This window comes from Gracilibacillus oryzae, assembly GCF_009498735.1.
Classification (GTDB): domain Bacteria; phylum Bacillota; class Bacilli; order Bacillales; family Amphibacillaceae; genus Gracilibacillus; species Gracilibacillus oryzae.
In genome coordinates this window covers 537,329-555,127 of sequence record NZ_ML762424.1, presented here as the reverse complement: position 1 = coordinate 555,127, position 17,799 = coordinate 537,329, and the positions used below count along the sequence as shown (strand labels likewise).

General features: G+C 38.5%; 13 protein-coding genes. 12 read left to right on the top strand and 1 reads right to left on the bottom strand.

All coding sequences use genetic code 11. From position 1 onward, the window contains the following. The 9 genes from F9U64_RS02715 to F9U64_RS02675 form a co-directional block, all read left to right on the top strand. A partial coding sequence (locus F9U64_RS02715) for a carbohydrate ABC transporter permease (RefSeq protein ID WP_153401386.1) occupies positions 1–396 on the top strand: 396 nt, incomplete at its 5' end. Between the two features lie 8 nt (positions 397–404). Beyond that, complete coding sequence (locus F9U64_RS02710; RefSeq protein ID WP_153401383.1) at positions 405–2,444, top strand: YIP1 family protein; 2,040 nt, start codon at positions 405–407, stop codon at positions 2,442–2,444. Further along, positions 2,431–4,797 (top strand): DUF5696 domain-containing protein, encoded by a 2,367-nt coding sequence (locus tag F9U64_RS02705; protein ID WP_153401381.1) that lies wholly within the window; start codon positions 2,431–2,433, stop codon positions 4,795–4,797. Before F9U64_RS02710 ends, F9U64_RS02705 begins: the two co-directional genes overlap by 14 nt. A 77-nt stretch (positions 4,798–4,874) precedes the next feature. Then, a complete protein-coding gene (locus F9U64_RS02700; RefSeq protein ID WP_194287258.1) occupies positions 4,875–5,642 on the top strand; it encodes a carbohydrate ABC transporter permease in 768 nt (255 codons plus the stop codon). 17 nt (positions 5,643–5,659) lie between these two features. Continuing rightward, positions 5,660–6,661 (top strand): carbohydrate ABC transporter permease, encoded by a 1,002-nt coding sequence (locus F9U64_RS02695; protein WP_228275563.1) that lies wholly within the window; start codon positions 5,660–5,662, stop codon positions 6,659–6,661. A gap of 55 nt (positions 6,662–6,716) precedes the next feature. Continuing rightward, the gene (locus F9U64_RS02690; protein WP_153401377.1) at positions 6,717–8,171 is read left to right on the top strand and encodes an ABC transporter substrate-binding protein; all 1,455 of its coding nucleotides are present in this window, start codon (positions 6,717–6,719) and stop codon (positions 8,169–8,171) included. A 178-nt stretch (positions 8,172–8,349) separates the two neighbouring features. Then, entirely contained in the window at positions 8,350–9,684 is a 1,335-nt protein-coding gene (locus F9U64_RS02685; RefSeq protein ID WP_323125815.1) for a hemolysin family protein, read from the top strand. Between the two features lie 2 nt (positions 9,685–9,686). After that, positions 9,687–12,305 (top strand): cation-translocating P-type ATPase, encoded by a 2,619-nt coding sequence (locus F9U64_RS02680; RefSeq protein ID WP_153401373.1) that lies wholly within the window; start codon positions 9,687–9,689, stop codon positions 12,303–12,305. A 210-nt stretch (positions 12,306–12,515) separates the two neighbouring features. Further along, a complete protein-coding gene (locus F9U64_RS02675; protein ID WP_153401371.1) occupies positions 12,516–13,238 on the top strand; it encodes an NAD-dependent epimerase/dehydratase family protein in 723 nt (240 codons plus the stop codon). 209 nt (positions 13,239–13,447) lie between these two features. On the opposite strand, the gene F9U64_RS02670 is transcribed toward F9U64_RS02675, so the two are convergent. Then, complete coding sequence (locus tag F9U64_RS02670) at positions 13,448–14,566, bottom strand: NADH-dependent flavin oxidoreductase (RefSeq protein WP_153401369.1); 1,119 nt, start codon at positions 14,564–14,566, stop codon at positions 13,448–13,450. Between the two features lie 256 nt (positions 14,567–14,822). Between F9U64_RS02670 and F9U64_RS02665 the strand changes: the two genes are divergently transcribed. From F9U64_RS02665 to cyoE, 3 genes are all read left to right on the top strand, one after another. Further along, on the top strand, positions 14,823–15,824 hold the full coding sequence (locus F9U64_RS02665; RefSeq protein ID WP_153401367.1) for an LLM class flavin-dependent oxidoreductase: 1,002 nt from the start codon (positions 14,823–14,825) through the stop codon (positions 15,822–15,824). Positions 15,825–16,051: 227 nt separating this feature from the next. Then, the gene (locus F9U64_RS02660) at positions 16,052–16,897 is read left to right on the top strand and encodes an SAM hydrolase/SAM-dependent halogenase family protein (RefSeq protein ID WP_153401365.1); all 846 of its coding nucleotides are present in this window, start codon (positions 16,052–16,054) and stop codon (positions 16,895–16,897) included. A gap of 16 nt (positions 16,898–16,913) precedes the next feature. Continuing rightward, entirely contained in the window at positions 16,914–17,783 is an 870-nt protein-coding gene (gene cyoE, locus F9U64_RS02655) for a heme o synthase (protein WP_228275562.1), read from the top strand. The last annotated feature ends 16 nt before the right edge of the window (positions 17,784–17,799 follow it).

Here is a 17,799-nt window from a genome sequence, read left to right as displayed (position 1 = left end):
TTAATCGCAATGCCTGTTGGATTGTTTTTGATTAAGCAGTTTATTGATCAAATACCAGATTCGTTAATTGAAGCAGCTATTATTGACGGAGCCAGTAACTTCAAAATCTACTGGAAAATCATTCTGCCATTGATTATGCCGGCGGTAGCGACTGCAGCTATTCTTGCGTTCCAGCTGGTATGGAATGATCTGGAGACTTCAAACTTATTTACAACAAGTGAAAACATGCGGACATTGGCATTTTTTATGAACACATTAGCGGTGGAGACAAATGTAGTAGTTGGACAAGGAATGGCTGCTGTTGCTGCATTAATAATGTTTGTGCCGAACTTAATTCTTTTCATTATTTTACAGAGTAAAGTAATGAACACGATGTCACATTCGGGATTAAAGTAGGTGGAATAATGAAAAAAATAAAGAAAATAACACTGGTCCTACTTACCTTGTTGCTGTATATATTGCTGCCGGTGGAAGCGGCAATGGCCAATACTGCCTATAAGACGTATACGGAAGATGGCTATGGGCAATATGTGGAAACACAGACCGCTTATACCGTGAAGAATACGATTGTTCAATTTGATGACGAATTATTTACCCAGGCATCAGATATGAAAATAGGCAAAGATGGGCTTCTATATATTGCAGATACAGGGAATAAGCGGATTCTTGTCGGGGATGCAAACGGGAAATTTATTCGTTCGATTGGAAATGAGGTGTTACAAAAGCCGACAGGTATTTTTCTGTCACATGATGATAAATTGTATGTCGCGGACGAAATTGCCGCAAAAGTGTTCGTCTTCTCACTGGAAGGTGAATTACTGCAGGAGTTTGGCCGTCCGGAGAGTATTCTTTTTGGAGAAACTGCCACTTTTGTTCCAGAGAAGGTAGCGGTGGATAAGCGGGACAATGTGTATGTTATTTCCAGAGGAAACTCGAACGGGATTATTCAAATTAATGCAAATAATGGCGAATTTATTGGTTATTTTGCACCAAACCAGACCATTGTTACACCACTGACGGTGTTTCGGAAAGCGATCTTCACGGAAGAACAATTGAGTAAAATGATTGATACCGTACCTGCGACAGCGAAGAATATTAACATTGATGAAAAGGGACTGGTTTACGCCGTTTCCCAGGGAGAGCGGGTGGAAGGAATTCGGAAATTAAACGTGGCCGGGAGGAATATCCTTGATACAGCTGTTTACGATGATTTCCCCGTTTCTGTTGAAATCGGTTCAGTGGATAATATTTTTGTTGCTGGTGAGAATGGCTTTATTTATGAATATACAAGTGAAGGGAACTTACTATTTGTATTCGGTGGCCAGGATGATGGTAGACAGCGTGTCGGACTGTTCAACAAGATTTCCGCGATTGCAATTGATGCATCTGATCAAATCTATGCACTTGATCCGGAAAAAAACCAAATTCAAATCTTTCAGCCAACAGAATTTGCGAACCTTGTTCATCAAAGTCTGGAACTCTATCAAAACGGGGACTATGATGCCAGCAAGGGTCCATGGCAGGAGGTTATTCGTTTAAATGGATTATTTGATTTTGCCCATTTAGGACTTGGTGAAGCTTACTTCAAAGAGGAAAACTACCAGCTTGCATTAGATTCCTTTAGACAAGCGAAGTATAAAGAAGGCTATTCGGATGCATTCTGGGAAGTCCGCAATAAATGGATGCGGGAGAATGTAATTTATATTATTTATCTGCTTATCCTGTGGTTCATTTTAGCTCAGGTATGGAAGCGGTTAAACAAGAAATACAAATGGAAAGAACGCATGTCTCAGTCAATGGATAAGAAACACTGGAAATGGCTCAAAGACATTACCTTTATTAAAAAGATGATCAGGCATCCTATTGACAGTTTGTACAGTATTCAATATGAGAACAAAGCAAGCTATTTGTCAGCGTTTTTCTGGGTGATCGTATTTTTTATACTGTTTGTCATCGAAAAGTACTACTCTGGTTTTATCTTCCGTTACGTTCGTGATGGAGAGTATACATTAGGTACAGATGTTGCCAGTTTCTTTGCTGTCTTGCTCCTTATTATTGTCTGTCATTATCTGATTTGTACAATTAATGACGGAGAAGGTAAGTTTAAGCATATTTTTATCGGCAGTATCTATGCGTTTGCACCATATTTTATTTTCAAACCATTCATCATTTTGGCAAGTAATTTTCTAACATATAACGAAGCTTATTTATTAAGTTTAGCAAACTTTATTATTTATGGATGGGTTGCAATTCTGTTGTTTGTCATGATCAAAGAAATTAATGATTACACAATAAGAGAGACATTCAAGATTATTTTCTTAACATTGTTTATGATCCTGATCGCTGTATTGCTACTCTTCATTGTTTATATACTTATTTTACAAATGGTTGATTTCGTTGTATCCATTGTAAATGAGGGGGTGTATCGCTTTGAAAATCGCTAAAATGAAACCAAAGACGATAATAAAACTGATTCTATTTCTGGTTATAGTAACTGGCGTTCTGTATGCCGTGTTTCAAAGTGACGAATCTGACCAGTCGGTTAGTGTACCGACTGCCCCTGCTGTACCAACAGAGGAAGAGGAACCAGCAGCAGAAACAGAAACGCCTGATGAGCAGCAGCCGGCAGCAGAGCAGCAGCCAGAACAAGTAATAAGTGAAGCACCTGCTGCGGAAAAAAGACCAGAAACGATTGCCTCCAAGCAACAAGAAATTGATGGACATTCCTTTTTGATTGAAAATGATTTCTTGGAATTGTATCTAAATGAAGAAAATCTGTCATTGATTGTTCGCGAAAAGGCAACAGGTGCTGTTATGTATTCCACAGTGAAGCAACCAATCGAAAGCACTGAATCCTGGAAAAACTTCACTCGTTCAGGGATAGTTATGGAATATTTAGTTGATACAAACATTGTTGTTTATCGTGCAGATATGTATTCTGAAAATCCAACGAAAACAATCACAAAGAATGACAATGGCTTTGTTGCCAGTATAAGTTATCCAGAGCTGCAGATTTCCTTTGATGTTCATGTGACATTGACGGATCAAGGAATTACTGTGGATGTTCCGCAAGATAGTATTGAGGAGAAATCTGACAAATATAAAATGGCTGGATTATATGTTTATCCATTTTTAGGATATTCCGTTTTAGGAGAACGTGAAGGATATATGTTTATTCCTGATGGATCAGGTGCTCTTGTTCATTTGAAAGATAACAATGGAAAGTATAAACAGCCATATTCTGAAATGGTGTATGGAGGAAATGCGGGTATTGATGATTCCTATGTTTTATCATTTTTTAACCAGATGGACCCTTTCAATGACCCGGAAAAAATTCTCGCTCCAGTATTCGGAATGGTTCAGACAGATTCAGAGATTGGCTATTTAGGAATTATTGAAGAAGGAAAGTTCAGTTCCAAAATTGAAGCATATCCTAGTGGGGCGATCCTGCCTTACAACTGGATTACTTCTAAGTTTATTTACAGACAGGTTTATAACCAGCCAACAAGCCAGGATACCGGGACAATGGTTGTCCGCCAGAAGAATCGAAACAATTTTGATATTAAAGTTCATTATCAATTTGTTACAGGTGAACAAGCGAATTACATGGGGTTAGCAGGAGAGTACCGTGATTATTTACTAGGTAATCAATTAATTGCAGACTTAGAGACCCCATTCAAAGCGCGGATTGACTTTTTGGGTTCAGAGGTAGAAAACGGATTACTGAGGAAGAAAGATGTCCCTATGACAACCTTTAGTCAAGCAGATGATATTCTCACAGATTTACAGAATGCGGGTGTAGAAAGTATTATGTCGATTTATAAAGGCTGGCAGGAAGGTGGTCTTTATGGTGGACTGCCGATTCGTTCCTTTGATCCGGAATCCTCATTAGATGACGGACTGTCATTAAAAGGGCTGCTTGATAATGCAGATGATAAGGGAATTGATTTATACCTTTATCAGGATGCGTTGCGAATCAACATGGAAGAATTGGAGAATACTAGATATGAATTGATGAAGAAATTCAACAAGCGAACATATACGGATGATGTTTATGGAAATGTCTATCAATCATTTAACTATTTGAATCCGGCATCTTCTGTTGATTTATTAGAAAGAATGGCTGAGGAATACCAAGGGGGAGAAATTGATCATATAGCAATTAGCGGGATCTCAAACCAGTTATTTTCCTACAGTGAAGGCAGTCAGGAATTTGACCGGATAGCGACAAAAGAACATTACGAAAAGATTATTTCTGACTATGATAATCAATTTGATTTATTACTAGAACAGCCTTTCTCTTATCTATGGAAGAGAACAAATGCAATTATCGATTTACCAACAAACTCTTCCAATTACGTTTTTACTGATGAGGACATTCCGTTTATTACATTAACATTAAAGGGGTTAATACCAATGTATGCCGAGTATACCAATTTCCAGGCAAACCAGGATGAATTTTTCCTGCAGCTGGTAGAACAAGGGATAAATCCTTCTTTCTACATTACAGAGGAAAATCCGGCAGCATTGAAAAATACCAACTCTTCCGATATATACAGTTCTCAATATGAACGATATGAGGAAATGATTCCGGCATATTACGAAGAGTTAGCTGCATTACATGAAGAGATTGGTGAGGCAATGATTACCGGTCATGAGCGTGAGGGAGAAATGGTGAAAATTACGTATGATAATGGAGTAGTCGTTTATGTCAATTACAGTGAAAAAGCACAGACGATGGATGACACATCAGTAGAAGCAATGTCTTACAAGGTGGTGCAAGGACAATTAAATTAAAACGACAGACTATTTATGGATATTTATTTATCCTTCCATGGTTAATAGGATTTCTAGTCTTTGTACTGTGGCCAATGATGCAATCGTTTTATTACAGTTTAAACAGCATGAGAATTACCCCTGTTGGTTTACAGTTTCGCTATGTCGGATTCAACAATTATTTAGATGTATGGTTAAAAGATATGTTTTTTCTCCAGGAGTTAGCTGGATTCTTCATGAATACCTTATTGCGTGTTCCAGTTATTGTTGTATTCGCCTTAATTATTGCCATGTTACTTAATCAGAACGTGAAGTTCAAAGGAACATTCCGGACAATATTCTTTCTGCCGGTTATTGTTACGAGTGGCCCTGTGATTAATCAGCTTATTGATCAAGGTGCCACCAGCATCCCGATGGTAAATCAGGATATTATCATCGGGTTATTGTCGCAAGTTTTCCCAATGTTTATTACAGATGTGGTTGCAGGGTTGTTCAGTCAGATTATCATCATTCTCTGGTACTCTGGTGTGCAAATTCTCATATTCCTGGCTGTTTTACAGAAGATTGATCCATCTTTGTATGAAGCAGCAAAGATAGATGGCGGCTCAAGCTGGGAATGTTTCTGGAAAATTACGTTGCCGACAATTAAACCGATTGTGCTTATTAACATGGTCTACACATTAGTATCATTGGCAAACAGCGGGCAAAATCCGATTATTGACTTGATTTATGCCAATATGTTCAATGCAACAAGAGGTTATGGTTTTGCATCAGCTATGGCGTGGATGTATGCGATTATCATAGGAATTATGCTGATCATTATCTTCTTAGCCTTTCGTGAGAGAAAAACAAAACGTGCCTTTTAGATAAAGGAGGGATAGAAATGGCGATGAAAGAAGGAACAAGTGTTATTCGTGTTCTGAGAAACCAGACAATTACACCAGGTGAGAAATGGCGCTTAATGAAAGCAAAGTCAGCCCGCTTTCTCTTTGGCTTTAATGACCGGAAAGGATTTTTGCTTCAACTGGTCATTTACACATTGTTATTGTGTATTGGCTTTGTTTATCTGTATCAAATGCTGTATATGTTCATCACAAGTATGAAGTCATTAGCAGATCTGCTTGATTCGGCGATTCGCTGGATACCATCTGCATTCTATACGGAAAATTATGAGCAGGCTTTTTCTGTTATGAATATACGGAAATCACTGTTTGGCAGTTTCTTAATTGCAATGATTCCAACCATTTTCCAGGTTGCTGTTGCCTCATTAGTAGGTTACGGGTTTGCGAGATTTAATTTTCCATTAAAGAAAGTGCTGTTTGGTTTGATGTTATTCAGTTTCATCATCCCGCCGCAGATTTTAATGATGCCGACATACCGATTATTCAGTGAATTAGGTTTAACAGGATCATTAAATGCTTTCTGGATTCCGGCGGCATTGGGGCAGGGAATTAACAGTACCATCTTTATTTTGATTTTTTATCAGTTTTTTAAACAAACACCAAAGTCATTATATGAAGCAGCAGAAGTAGACGGAGCAGGCCAATTGGTCAGCTTCTTCCGGATTGCCATTCCGATGGCAGTTCCTGCGTTCATTGTATCATTCCTGTTTTCCTTTGTATGGTACTGGAATGAAACCTATTTAACCACATTATATTTAACGAGCAAGTCAACGGATATAACGACAATATTGTTGCAATTACAACAATTTGAACAAAACTATGAAGCGATGTATCCGGTTACCGAAAACAGTCCAAACAAAATTAATGAAGGAATCAAAATGGCTGGTACGGTTATCAGTGTGCTGCCATTATTAATTATCTATTTCTTCTTACAGCGGTATTTTGTGGAAAGTGTTGACAGAACTGGTATTACCGGTGAATGATTCACCGTCAATATATGCAATATTATATTTAACCAAAGAATTGGGGGAAAAGAAAATGTCAAAAAAAGCGTTATTAGGTCTTTTAGCAACAATGTTCCTGGTATTGATCGTAGTTGCAGGTTGTTCATCAGATGAGCCTACAACGGAAACAGAAGGTGCAGCAACTGATAGCGGCACTGAAGCAGCGGACAATGGAGGCGGAGGCGGACTTCCGGAGATGACAGGAGAAGAGATCACACTTTCTTATGCATCATGGGCAAACCCGCAATTAAATCAATATTTAGCAGACAAGTTTATGGAAAAATACCCGAATATTACGGTTGAACTTGTTCAATTAGAACAAGAAGGCTGGAATGATCATTTAACAAACCTTGCAAGTACTGGAGAATTACCTGACGTATTCTGGTATCAAGGTAATGTGGATATTGCGATACGAAATGCATGGCTTGGAGACTTTACAGAATTTTTTGAAGCTGATCCGGAAACAGAGAATCTGCTTGATACATTAAAAGAACCTGGTTATTTTGATGGAGAGCGTAAAATGGCAGCACCGGCAGCATATCAGCCGTATACTGTATACTTAGATGAGAATTTATTTAAAAAAATGAATGTAGAAATGCCTTCACCAGACTGGACTTATAGTGAGATGATTGATTTAATTCAACAGATGACGGTTCCTGAACAAGGTATTTTCGGTTATAACACGTATACAAAATTATTAACAATCGCACCAATCGTTAATCAGGATGCAACAGGAGAATTTGGCTGGAATGGCGAGAAGTTTGATTTAACTACAGATTGGGCTGAATCAGTAACACAACGTGCAGAATTTATCCGAAGCGGGGTACATGCACCATTCTATGATACGGACGAAGCAGAAGCTGCATTTGGTGACCGTTTATTATGGGCTGCAAGCAGTGGGCGTGTGGCTATGCAGTTAGATGCATGGTGGACAAATGGTTTATTTGCAACACCGGAATTTGTTGATAAAGGTATTAAGTGGGTGCCTTATGTAGTACCAAAAGGAGATAATGCCCAAACAGAAAACAAGCCGGCATTTATTGATTTTGGTTCCATTTCATCAGCTACCGAATATCCTCGTGAAGCGTATGAGTTACTGAAGTTCTTTGGCTGGGGCAAAGAAGGCTGGGAACATAAGCTAGAAGCGTTCCAAACATTAAAAGATGAGAATGGCCAGTTAATCTTTAAACATCCTGACGGTTTACCATTGACAAAAGATCAAGAACTCTGGGATGGATTACGTGCATTATTGCCGGAAAGTCAATATTATGATGATTTCTTAGCAAGAGCGAAAAATCCAGTGCCACTAGGTGGAGCAGGACAGCCAGGCTTCCAGACATTCCTTGATGAAGTGTACTTTGGCGGGGAATACGGTGATGTGGAAGCAGCCATTGCAAATGGGGAAGTCAATGCACATGACATCGCACAGGATTTAACAGATAAAGCAAATCAATATTATGAAGATGCGATAGCAGAATTATTTTATTAAGACGAAAAGCTGATCCAACGAAAATTGGGTCAGCTTTTTTTGGTTAGTAATTGAAAAGCAAGCTGGACAACAATCAGGAATAATTTTGAATATATAGCGTAATTTCGACTTTTGCTCAGATATATGATTGCATTGCAGCTTTTTAGGGTATAACAGTGATAGAATTCTATTATAGAAGGTGAGTTATTTGTTATTGGAAATAGTTATCTTAATTGTCCTGATTCTCATAAATGCTTTCTTTGCAGCCTCAGAGATTGCTTTAGTTGCATTAAATGATAACAAAATAAAAAGAAGAGCTGAACAAAAAGATAAAAAGTCGATGAAACTGCAAATTCTGCTCTCAGAACCTGGACGTTTTCTTGCTACTATCCAAATTGGAATTACACTAGCAGGTTTTTTAGCGAGTGCTTTTGCTGCAGACAGCTTCGCAACACCCTTAGCAGAATGGCTTGTTTCTATTGGAGTACCAATATCAGTTAATCTCCTGGACACCTTGTCTGTCGTCTTTATCACCATCCTATTATCATACTTCACACTAGTCATTGGTGAGCTAGTTCCTAAACAATTGGCTTTGCAAAAAGCAGAAGGGATTGCTTATGGAGTTGTATCCCCACTATTATTTCTGTTTCGAATCAGCACACCATTTGTGAAAATTCTGAATCTTTCCACTAATATGATCGTAAAACTATTAGGAGTTGATCCTAATGCAAAGCAAGAGGAGGCGAATGAAGAAGAGATTCGAATGCTTGTTGATATTGGCGGTGAACGAGGGACAATTGAGCAGGATGAAAAGCAAATGATTCACAATATCTTTGAATTTAACAACAAAACCGTTTCCGACATCATGACACACCGAACAGAGATCAGTGCAATAGAGATTGGTATGCCATTAAATGAAGTAATTGATTTAATGAATGAAAAGCGGTTTACCCGTTTTCCTGTTTATGAAGACAATATTGATCAAGTCGCAGGAGTTCTTCATATGAAGGACATGGTGCCACTTCTAACCAGTAAGTCCAATGATTCATCCTTGAAACCTCTCTTAAGAAAACCATACTTCGTTTTAGAATCTCAACCGATTGATGTTGCTTTTCAGGATATGAAAAAAAATAATGTACATATTGCGATGGTTGTTGATGAATACGGCGGTATTGATGGTTTAGTAACAATAGAGGATATGATTGAGGAAATTGTAGGAGAGATTTTAAGTGAGCACCATTTACCAGGTGAGCAGGAAGAGACACCATTTAAAAAAATCAGTGAAAATGAATATGAAGTGGAAGGAACAACGCATTTATTTTTATTAGATGAGATTTTTCATGCGGAACTGCCTTCAGAAGAATTTGAGACTGTGAATGGCTTCCTTGTTCATCAATTAGGGTACATACCGAAGAAAAATGAATTTCCTTCTATTACATACCAATCTATGGTTTTCAAAGTAATGGAAGTATCTGATTTGCGGATTGAAAAAGTCAGTGTCACATTCAAAAGAGATAACGGAGGGGACGAATAAATATGGGACTGTATCAACAATCAAAAGAGGATGTATTAAAAACATTAGATGCTTCAGAAAACGGGCTATCCGATGAGGGGGTCAGAAGGCGTTTAGAAGAGGAAGGCTATAATGAAATAGCAGATAAAGAAAAGGTTCCAACATGGAAATTATTTTTAGAAACATTTAAAGATGCGATGGTTATTGTTCTTCTGGTCGCAGCGATTGTGCAATTAGTTTTAGGGGAAGTGATCGAATCTGTCATTATATTCCTCGTTATTATATTAAATGCTGTGATTAGTGTCGTCCAGACGAAGAAAGCAGAAAGTTCGTTGGATGCTTTGCGGGACATGTCCGCACCGGAAGCAAAAGTTGTAAGGAATGGAACCACCACAACGATAATGGCAAGAGAACTGGTTCCTGGTGATATTGTCAAACTGGAAGCAGGCGATTTTATTCCGGCAGACGGCCGTTTACTTGAAGCTGAATCATTAAAAATCAATGAAGGTATGCTGACAGGGGAATCGGATGCTGTCCAGAAAAAAATAGATCCGATTGCGGAAGAAGTAACTATCGGGGATCAGCTTAACATGGTATTTAGCAGTTCCCTTGTTGTGAATGGCCGTGGAACATTTGTTGTAACAGCAACAGGAGAAAAAGCGGAAATTGGTAAAATAGCGGAAATGATTGAAACAGCTGAGCAAAAGCAAACCCCGTTGCAACGTAAGCTAGACTCATTTAGTAAGAAATTGGGGATTGCTATCTTAATCTTATGTGTGCTTATTTTTGCAGTACAAGTCGGCAGATTATGGCTTACTGGTGCAGATACAGATATGACAACAGCTGTACTTGATGCACTAATGTTCTCTGTAGCTATTGCTGTTGCCGCGATACCTGAGGCGTTATCTTCTATTGTGACGATCGTATTGTCAGTTGGTACAAATAAAATGGCAAAACAGCATGCCATTATCCGCAGGCTCCCAGCAGTGGAAACACTCGGGTCGACAAGTATTATTTGTACAGATAAGACAGGTACATTGACGAAAAACCAGATGACAGTAACAGAATCATATTTACCTGGAGTAGACAATCCATTTTCTGAAACATTCGGAAAAAATGAGATGCTATTAATTCAAACTGCTGCGCTATGTAATGATTCATATATTAATGAAGATAAAAGTGAAATAGGTGATCCAACTGAAATTGCGCTCATCCACTTTGCTGATAAACAAAACCAGCCATATAAAGAACTGCGTGAAAAATATAAACGGGAAGCAGAGCTGCCTTTTGATTCTGACAGGAAAATGATGTCAACTGTTTATACAATAGAAGGAAAGGAACTAATGCTGATAAAAGGCGGGCCTGATGTCATGATTGATCGTGCTTCATCTATTTTAGTAAATGGGGAAGTCACTGATTTAAATGAAGAATGGTTAGGAAAGTTGCATGAACAGAATGAAAGCTACTCTAAACAGGCGTTGCGCGTGCTGGCATATGGTTATAAAGAAATATCGGAGGATCACAAAATCACATTGGATGATGAGCAAGATTTTACACTGATCGGGCTTACAGCCATGATGGATCCACCACGTGATGCTGTTTACGGATCAATTGAGGAAGCGAAGAAAGCAGGAATTAAGCCTGTCATGATAACAGGAGATCATAAAACAACAGCTCAAGCAATTGGGAAAGAAATCGGCTTAATGAATGAAGATGACTTAGCGGTAACGGGTAGAGAACTAGATAAAATGTCAGAACAGGAACTGGATGAAAAATTGGAAAGAATCTCAGTTTATGCTCGTGTCTCTCCTGAGAACAAGATCCGGATTGTGAAGGCATGGCAGAAAAAAGGCCAGATTACCGCAATGACAGGGGATGGTGTGAATGATGCACCAGCCTTGAAGCAGGCAGACATTGGAATCGGTATGGGAAGTGGAACAGATGTTGCGAAAGACTCGGCAGCAATGGTTCTCACAGACGATAACTTTGTTTCCATTGTGAAAGCTGTAAGTGTTGGGCGGACTGTATTTGATAATATTAAAAAGGCGATTGCCTATCTGTTTGCCGGAAACCTTGGAGCGATCATTGCGATTTTGTTCGCTGTTCTGATGAATTGGGCGAACCCATTCACAGCTTTACAATTACTGTTTATAAACTTAGTAAATGATTCCTTGCCGGCAATTGCTTTAGGTATGGAAAAATCAGAACCGAATGTAATGAAGCGGAAGCCCAGAGATATTAATGAAGGCATTTTTGCTGGTGGTACATTGAAGTCTGTGATCATTCGCGGGTTATTAATTGGTATCGCGGTTATTGTCTCTCATTATATCGGTCTTCAGCATTCAGATGAGATGGGTGTAGCAATGGCCTTTACGACATTAATCCTGTCCCGTACATTGCAGACATTCCCTGCAAGATCGAATGTACAAACAGCATTTGGAGCAGGATTCTTTAGCAATAAATATGTGCTGGGGGCAGTACTAGTTGGTTTTGTCCTTTATACCATTACGATCCTGCCATTTGCTAGAGGCATTTTCGATATCCCGGCAGAATTTGGCTGGGATCAAGGATTAATTGCGGCAGGATTAGCACTTGGCAGTGTTATCTTAATGGAAATTGTGAAGATCATTAGAAATAGATAATTACACTAATAGCGGAAATATCCAGTTTTAAGATATTTCCGCTTTTTTTTTGCTATTTTGCAAGACAGATTTGTTTCAGTTTTTCATGTGATGGGTAAGTAATAAAGACATAGATGGCTGGCGCCAGATTAAATTTCTCTCTGCTTTTTTATAATCGAAGCTAGATTGGCAAAACTAATCATTATTCTAGGAGAAGGGGTATAAAGACGAATGAAGAAAATAGTCATCATAGGTGGAAATGGTACGGTCGGAAAGAAATTGACTGCAGGGTTAGAGAAACAATATCAGGTATTAGTTTTAGACAAGTCCATACAAGAGGAGACATCAACTTCTCGTTATGTTGACGCAACAAAGTATGACCAGCTGCTGGACAAAATTCCTCAGGATGCTGATGTGTTGATCAATTTATTAAGAATTGAGACAGATCAAGCGGTAGAGGATGTGGAGGCTTTTGATCAAATGACAGATATTTTTTTCAAAGCAAGCTATTATCTTATGATGGTCGCACACACTCATCATATACCGAAAGTAGTTTTTGCAAGCAGCAATCATGTTACAGATTATTATGAAGATAACGGTTATTCCACGTTAGGGCGGAAAGTTACAACAAATGATTACCCGGCACCAAAAGGGTTGTATGGTGTGTTAAAAATTGCTTCTGAACATGCGGGCTTTTCTTTTTCATACAATACCGATTTATCTGTCATTAATATTCGCATCGGTTCTGTACCGCCAGACGAAGAAAAAGCAGTACAAGAGGATGATCGTTTGCATAGAACATTATTATCAGAAAAAGACCTGGTCAACATATTCCAGGCGGCAATCGAAACGGATAAAAAGTATGGAACCTATTATGGTGTTTCAGATAATGAAAATAAGCCGTGGGATATTTCGAATGCGATTTCAGAACTTGGATACAAGCCAAAGGAATAAAATAAGTACATTTTGGAAAAGCAGGATATTGTTTGCTCGTTGCTAGAAGCGAAAGAAGAAAGCTGTGTAGTCTATTTGTCATTTATAAAAAGTAGTTTGAGCTATTATAATGGAATTTCAACAAAAGAAAAATCTGAACTTTCATTCGCAATTCTTCAATCAGAATTTGAAATCGTTCAGATTTTTCTCGTTTCACAGAATGTGATTTTTTATTTTATCCCCGGGAACCATCCTGGAGTGTTTGTGATAATATTCCATAAAGGATCTGGAACAACTAATTCCTCCTGCCTGTTTTTATTTAATTCTGTGACAATCTCTTCTTCTTTTCCGGCTTCCAGTTTCTCTACCCAATCTGGATCTATGATTAATTCTCTCCCAAGGGCAATGAATGGAACACCCGTAGCGAACGCTTCTTTGGCGTCCTCTGCTGAATAAATCGATCCAACGCCAATTAGTGGTAAACGATCATTAATTGTTTCAAGTAGATATTCGAGACGAGACTTTGTTAAATCTTCTACCCCTCTGCGTGGCTTTGATTGATAGTCTGTTAATGAGACATGCAAATAATCAAGTTTCTTATCGGCAAGGGTATCAACTAATTGTAACGTATCGTCCATCGTAATTCCCGGTGTTTCTGCTTCTTCTGGTGAGAACCGGTATCCGACGATAAAAGGAAAATCAGCATGTTTTCTTACTGTTTCTGTAACTTTATCAACAACAGCTAGCGGGAATGCCATTCGCTTTTCTAAAGATCCGCCATATTGGTCATCTCTTCTGTTAGAATGTGGTGAGAAAAACTGCTGAATTAAGTAGCCATTTGCTCCATGAATTTCTACGCCGTCAAAACCTGCTTCAATTGCGCGGCGAGTTGTTTCACCAAATGCATCGATAATTGCTTCAACTTCATCTTCCTCTAAAGCACGTGGTACTGGATTGTTTTCTCCTGTTGCAGGAATATTACTTGCACTCACTACATCTCCATCTGGGACAAGATCAGCAGGACACATTCTTCCGCCATGGAATATTTGCAGTACAGCTTTTGCCCCTTCTTTTTTAATACCTTCTGCTAACTTTTGTAAGCTTGGTATCATATCATCATGATCTGCAGCAAATTCGCCAGGAAACCCTTTCCCGTTTGGTGTTACATAAGTGCATGCGGTAATTACCATACTAACACCATGGGATCTGCGGGAATAATAGTTTACTTCTGCTTCTGTTACTGTTCCGTTATCATTTGAAGAAAAGTTAGTCATCGGGGCCATAACGATGCGGTTTTTCAATGTTACACCATTATGCAATGTATAGGAAGAAAATAAATTATTGCTCATTTTGTTGAACCACCTTTTTTAGAATGTAAAAAACATCATAAATAATTTGTTAGAAGATGTACATTTATATGCTTGAACATGAAATATCAAAGTGCTAAGCATCCTGATAAGTTTCGCTAATGATCAGTGAAAAAGCCACTGATCAAAGACTCACTATATATTTCCCTGGACTTCTTTGTTATAAGCAGATATATTTTTTTCTTGCACAGAAATTGTTACGATAATACGGAAATGGAAACAAGGAAGGAAATGAGAAATGACAAATATAAATATACCTGTTTCAGTACTTAATTTAGTACCAATTAGACAAGGAAGCGGTCCAAAAGAGGCAATTGATCAGATGGTCGATCTTGCACAGGCTGTTGATGGGATGGGCTATGAAAGATACTGGATTGCAGAACATCATAATACGACAACATTAGTCAGCTCAGCAACTACTATCTTAATGAAACATACACTGGAAAATACCAAAAGCATCCGAGTAGGATCAGGTGGTGTAATGCTGCCAAATCATGCTCCATTAGCAGTGGCAGAACAGTTTGGGACAATGGCGACAATTTATCCTGACCGTCTTGATTTGGGATTGGGAAGAGCGCCTGGGACAGACCAGTTAACCGCAAGTGCATTAAGACGGTCAAAGGATGATCCTGTCTATACTTTTCCTAAAGATGTACAGTCATTGTTAACCTATTTTGGACCAGAAGATGAGCAAGGTTTTGTAAAAGCATTCCCTGGCATGGATACCAACATTCCTGTCTATATTTTAGGGTCTTCAACAGATTCTGCCCATTTAGCAGCAAAACTGGGATTGCCATATGTTTTTGCTTCTCACTTTGCGCCAGCACATATGGAAGAAGCTATTTCGATTTATCGAAGAGAATTCAAGAAATCAAAATACTTAGAAAACCCATATATGATGGTATGTGTAAATGTGATCGCAGCCGAAACGGATGAAGAAGCCCAATTTGAATCAACAACAATGCAGCAGTTTTTCTTAAACGTTGTCCGCGGTTCCAAAAATCCGCTAAGCCCGCCTGTTGAAAATATGGAAGAGCTCTGGTCCATGCAGGAAAGTCATATTGCGTCTTCTATGTCCAGTGTGACACTTCTTGGAAGCAAGGCCTCCATTCGTGAACAGCTAATCAGTTTCCAGGAAAAGTATCAAGTCGATGAACTGATGGCTGTATCTTATATTTTTGATCCGGCAAAACAAAAACGTTCTTATCAAATCCTAAAAGAAGTGGTAGAAGGAAAGTAATAAGATAAAAAAAAGCAAATTCTGTGTCAGGGGAATTTGCTTTTTTTTCTTTGATAACTACCGCGAAAATACTTTAAATGACAGTTAGAAATAGTCCTCACTCTCTTATTCATGTAAAACTAAAAGTTGCATTCTCAACATGACCAATTGGTATCATATTGTGTTTAAATAGTATTCCCACGAAGAAAAGAGTATAATATATATAAAGAAATGAGGGGGTATAAAGGATGATGAACGCATTGGTTTTACAATCTGACTTCGGTTTAGAAGATGGTGCAGTAAGTGCAATGAAAGGTGTAGCACATTCTGTCAGTAAGGTGATTCCAATTTATGATAACACCCATGATATCCCGCCATTCGATATTTGGGCAGCATCATATCGGCTTTGGCAGACAGTAGAATACTGGCCAAAAGGGACTGTCTTTGTTTCTGTAGTTGATCCTGGTGTTGGTTCCAACCGGAAAAGTGTTGTGGTTAAAACAAGCAATAACCAATATGTTGTGACACCTGATAATGGTACACTTACTCATATAGATAAAAAAATAGGCATTCAGGAAAAGCGGGAGATTGATGAGCATTTGAACCGTCTGCCGAAATCCGGGGCCTCACATACCTTTCACGGCAGAGATATTTATGCTTATACTGGTGCAAGGTTAGCCGCCGGTGTGATTAAGTTTGATGAGGTTGGTCAATTGGTTTCCGAAGAGGAGATTGTTTCCTTACCATTCCAGGAAGCAGAGTTGACAGAAGGAACGATTAAAGGTGCGATTGATATTCTTGATGTTCGTTTTGGAAACCTGTGGACAAATATTAGCAGAGAAATGTTCCAACAGTTACAGATCAATTATGGAGATAATGTCGAAATATCAATAGAAAATGACAGCCGTCAGGTGTATAATAATATGATGACATTCGGGCGTTCATTCGCTTCGATTCATACGGGTGAGCCAATCGTTTATGTTAATTCATTAGATAATATGGCGATTGCGATTAATCAAGGATCTTTTGCCAAAGCTTATAACATTGGTACAGGAGCAAGCTGGAGAATTACGATAAGGAAAAACAAGGCATAAGGGTTTACTGGAGGAAGTGATCAGAATCATAAGTTTTTTACAAGATTTAAAATATTTATTTAAACGTTTTGTATTAATTGCTAATGTCCTGCCAACTGTATTTGGCTTTTTCATCGCATGGAGATATTATCAGGTATCGTTTGTTGACTACCTTGTCCCATTTATCTTGCTTATTATCGGCAGCGGGTTGCTCGTTGCTGGGGCTTTAGCATGTAATAATTGGCTCGAAGCAGATGTCGATAAATTAATGGAGCGGACCAAAAACCGACCGACTGTTACTGGCTCTATGTCATTAAGGTCAGTATTGTGGATTGGTTTGTCCTTGAGTTTTGCTGGCCAGCTTCTTCTGCTCTTTATTAACTTTGAAGTGGCGGTGTATGGCTGGATTGGCTGGTTTACCTATGTGGTGGTCTATACAATATGGACAAAAAGACGTGTTACATGGAATACGCATATTGGAAGTTTATCCGGAGCGGTAACACCACTGATGGGCTGGGCCGTTATTGAACCAGCATTTCATGTTATACCGCTCTCTTTATTTTTGATTATGTTCTTATGGCAAATGCCGCATACGTATGCGATTGCGATTAGAAAGTATGATGACTATAAGAGATCAGGACTGAAGATGCTGCCTGTTGTCAAAGGTTTTAAAACAACGGTTTCCAGGACAAGCATTTATATTGCTTTACTCATCTTTGTCCCATTTATGATCAATGATAGGAATGTTTTCTTCTATATTTTGCTTAGCTTGTTAAACATATTATGGTTAATCATTGCAGGGAAAGGATTCCGGACAAACAATATAAAAAAATGGGCAGATCAGCTTTTTATTAGTTCTCTCGTATATTTAACAAGTGTATATACATTGTATATTATTTTCATTTAAAAAAGTAGGTAGGTTA

What these genes read in the sequence shown, in the direction of transcription:
- F9U64_RS02695 (WP_228275563.1), top strand. Translation starts at nt 5,660, where the DNA reads ATGGCGATGAAAGAAGGAACAAGTGTTATTCGTGTTCTGAGAAACCAG.
- F9U64_RS02660 (WP_153401365.1), top strand. Translation starts at nt 16,052, where the DNA reads ATGATGAACGCATTGGTTTTACAATCTGACTTCGGTTTAGAAGATGGT.
- F9U64_RS02710 (WP_153401383.1), top strand. Translation starts at nt 405, where the DNA reads ATGAAAAAAATAAAGAAAATAACACTGGTCCTACTTACCTTGTTGCTG.
- F9U64_RS02690 (WP_153401377.1), top strand. Translation starts at nt 6,717, where the DNA reads ATGTCAAAAAAAGCGTTATTAGGTCTTTTAGCAACAATGTTCCTGGTA.
- F9U64_RS02665 (WP_153401367.1), top strand. Translation starts at nt 14,823, where the DNA reads ATGACAAATATAAATATACCTGTTTCAGTACTTAATTTAGTACCAATT.
- F9U64_RS02680 (WP_153401373.1), top strand. Translation starts at nt 9,687, where the DNA reads ATGGGACTGTATCAACAATCAAAAGAGGATGTATTAAAAACATTAGAT.
- F9U64_RS02670 (WP_153401369.1), bottom strand. Translation starts at nt 14,566, where the DNA reads ATGAGCAATAATTTATTTTCTTCCTATACATTGCATAATGGTGTAACA.
- F9U64_RS02700 (WP_194287258.1), top strand. Translation starts at nt 4,875, where the DNA reads ATGCAATCGTTTTATTACAGTTTAAACAGCATGAGAATTACCCCTGTT.
- F9U64_RS02675 (WP_153401371.1), top strand. Translation starts at nt 12,516, where the DNA reads ATGAAGAAAATAGTCATCATAGGTGGAAATGGTACGGTCGGAAAGAAA.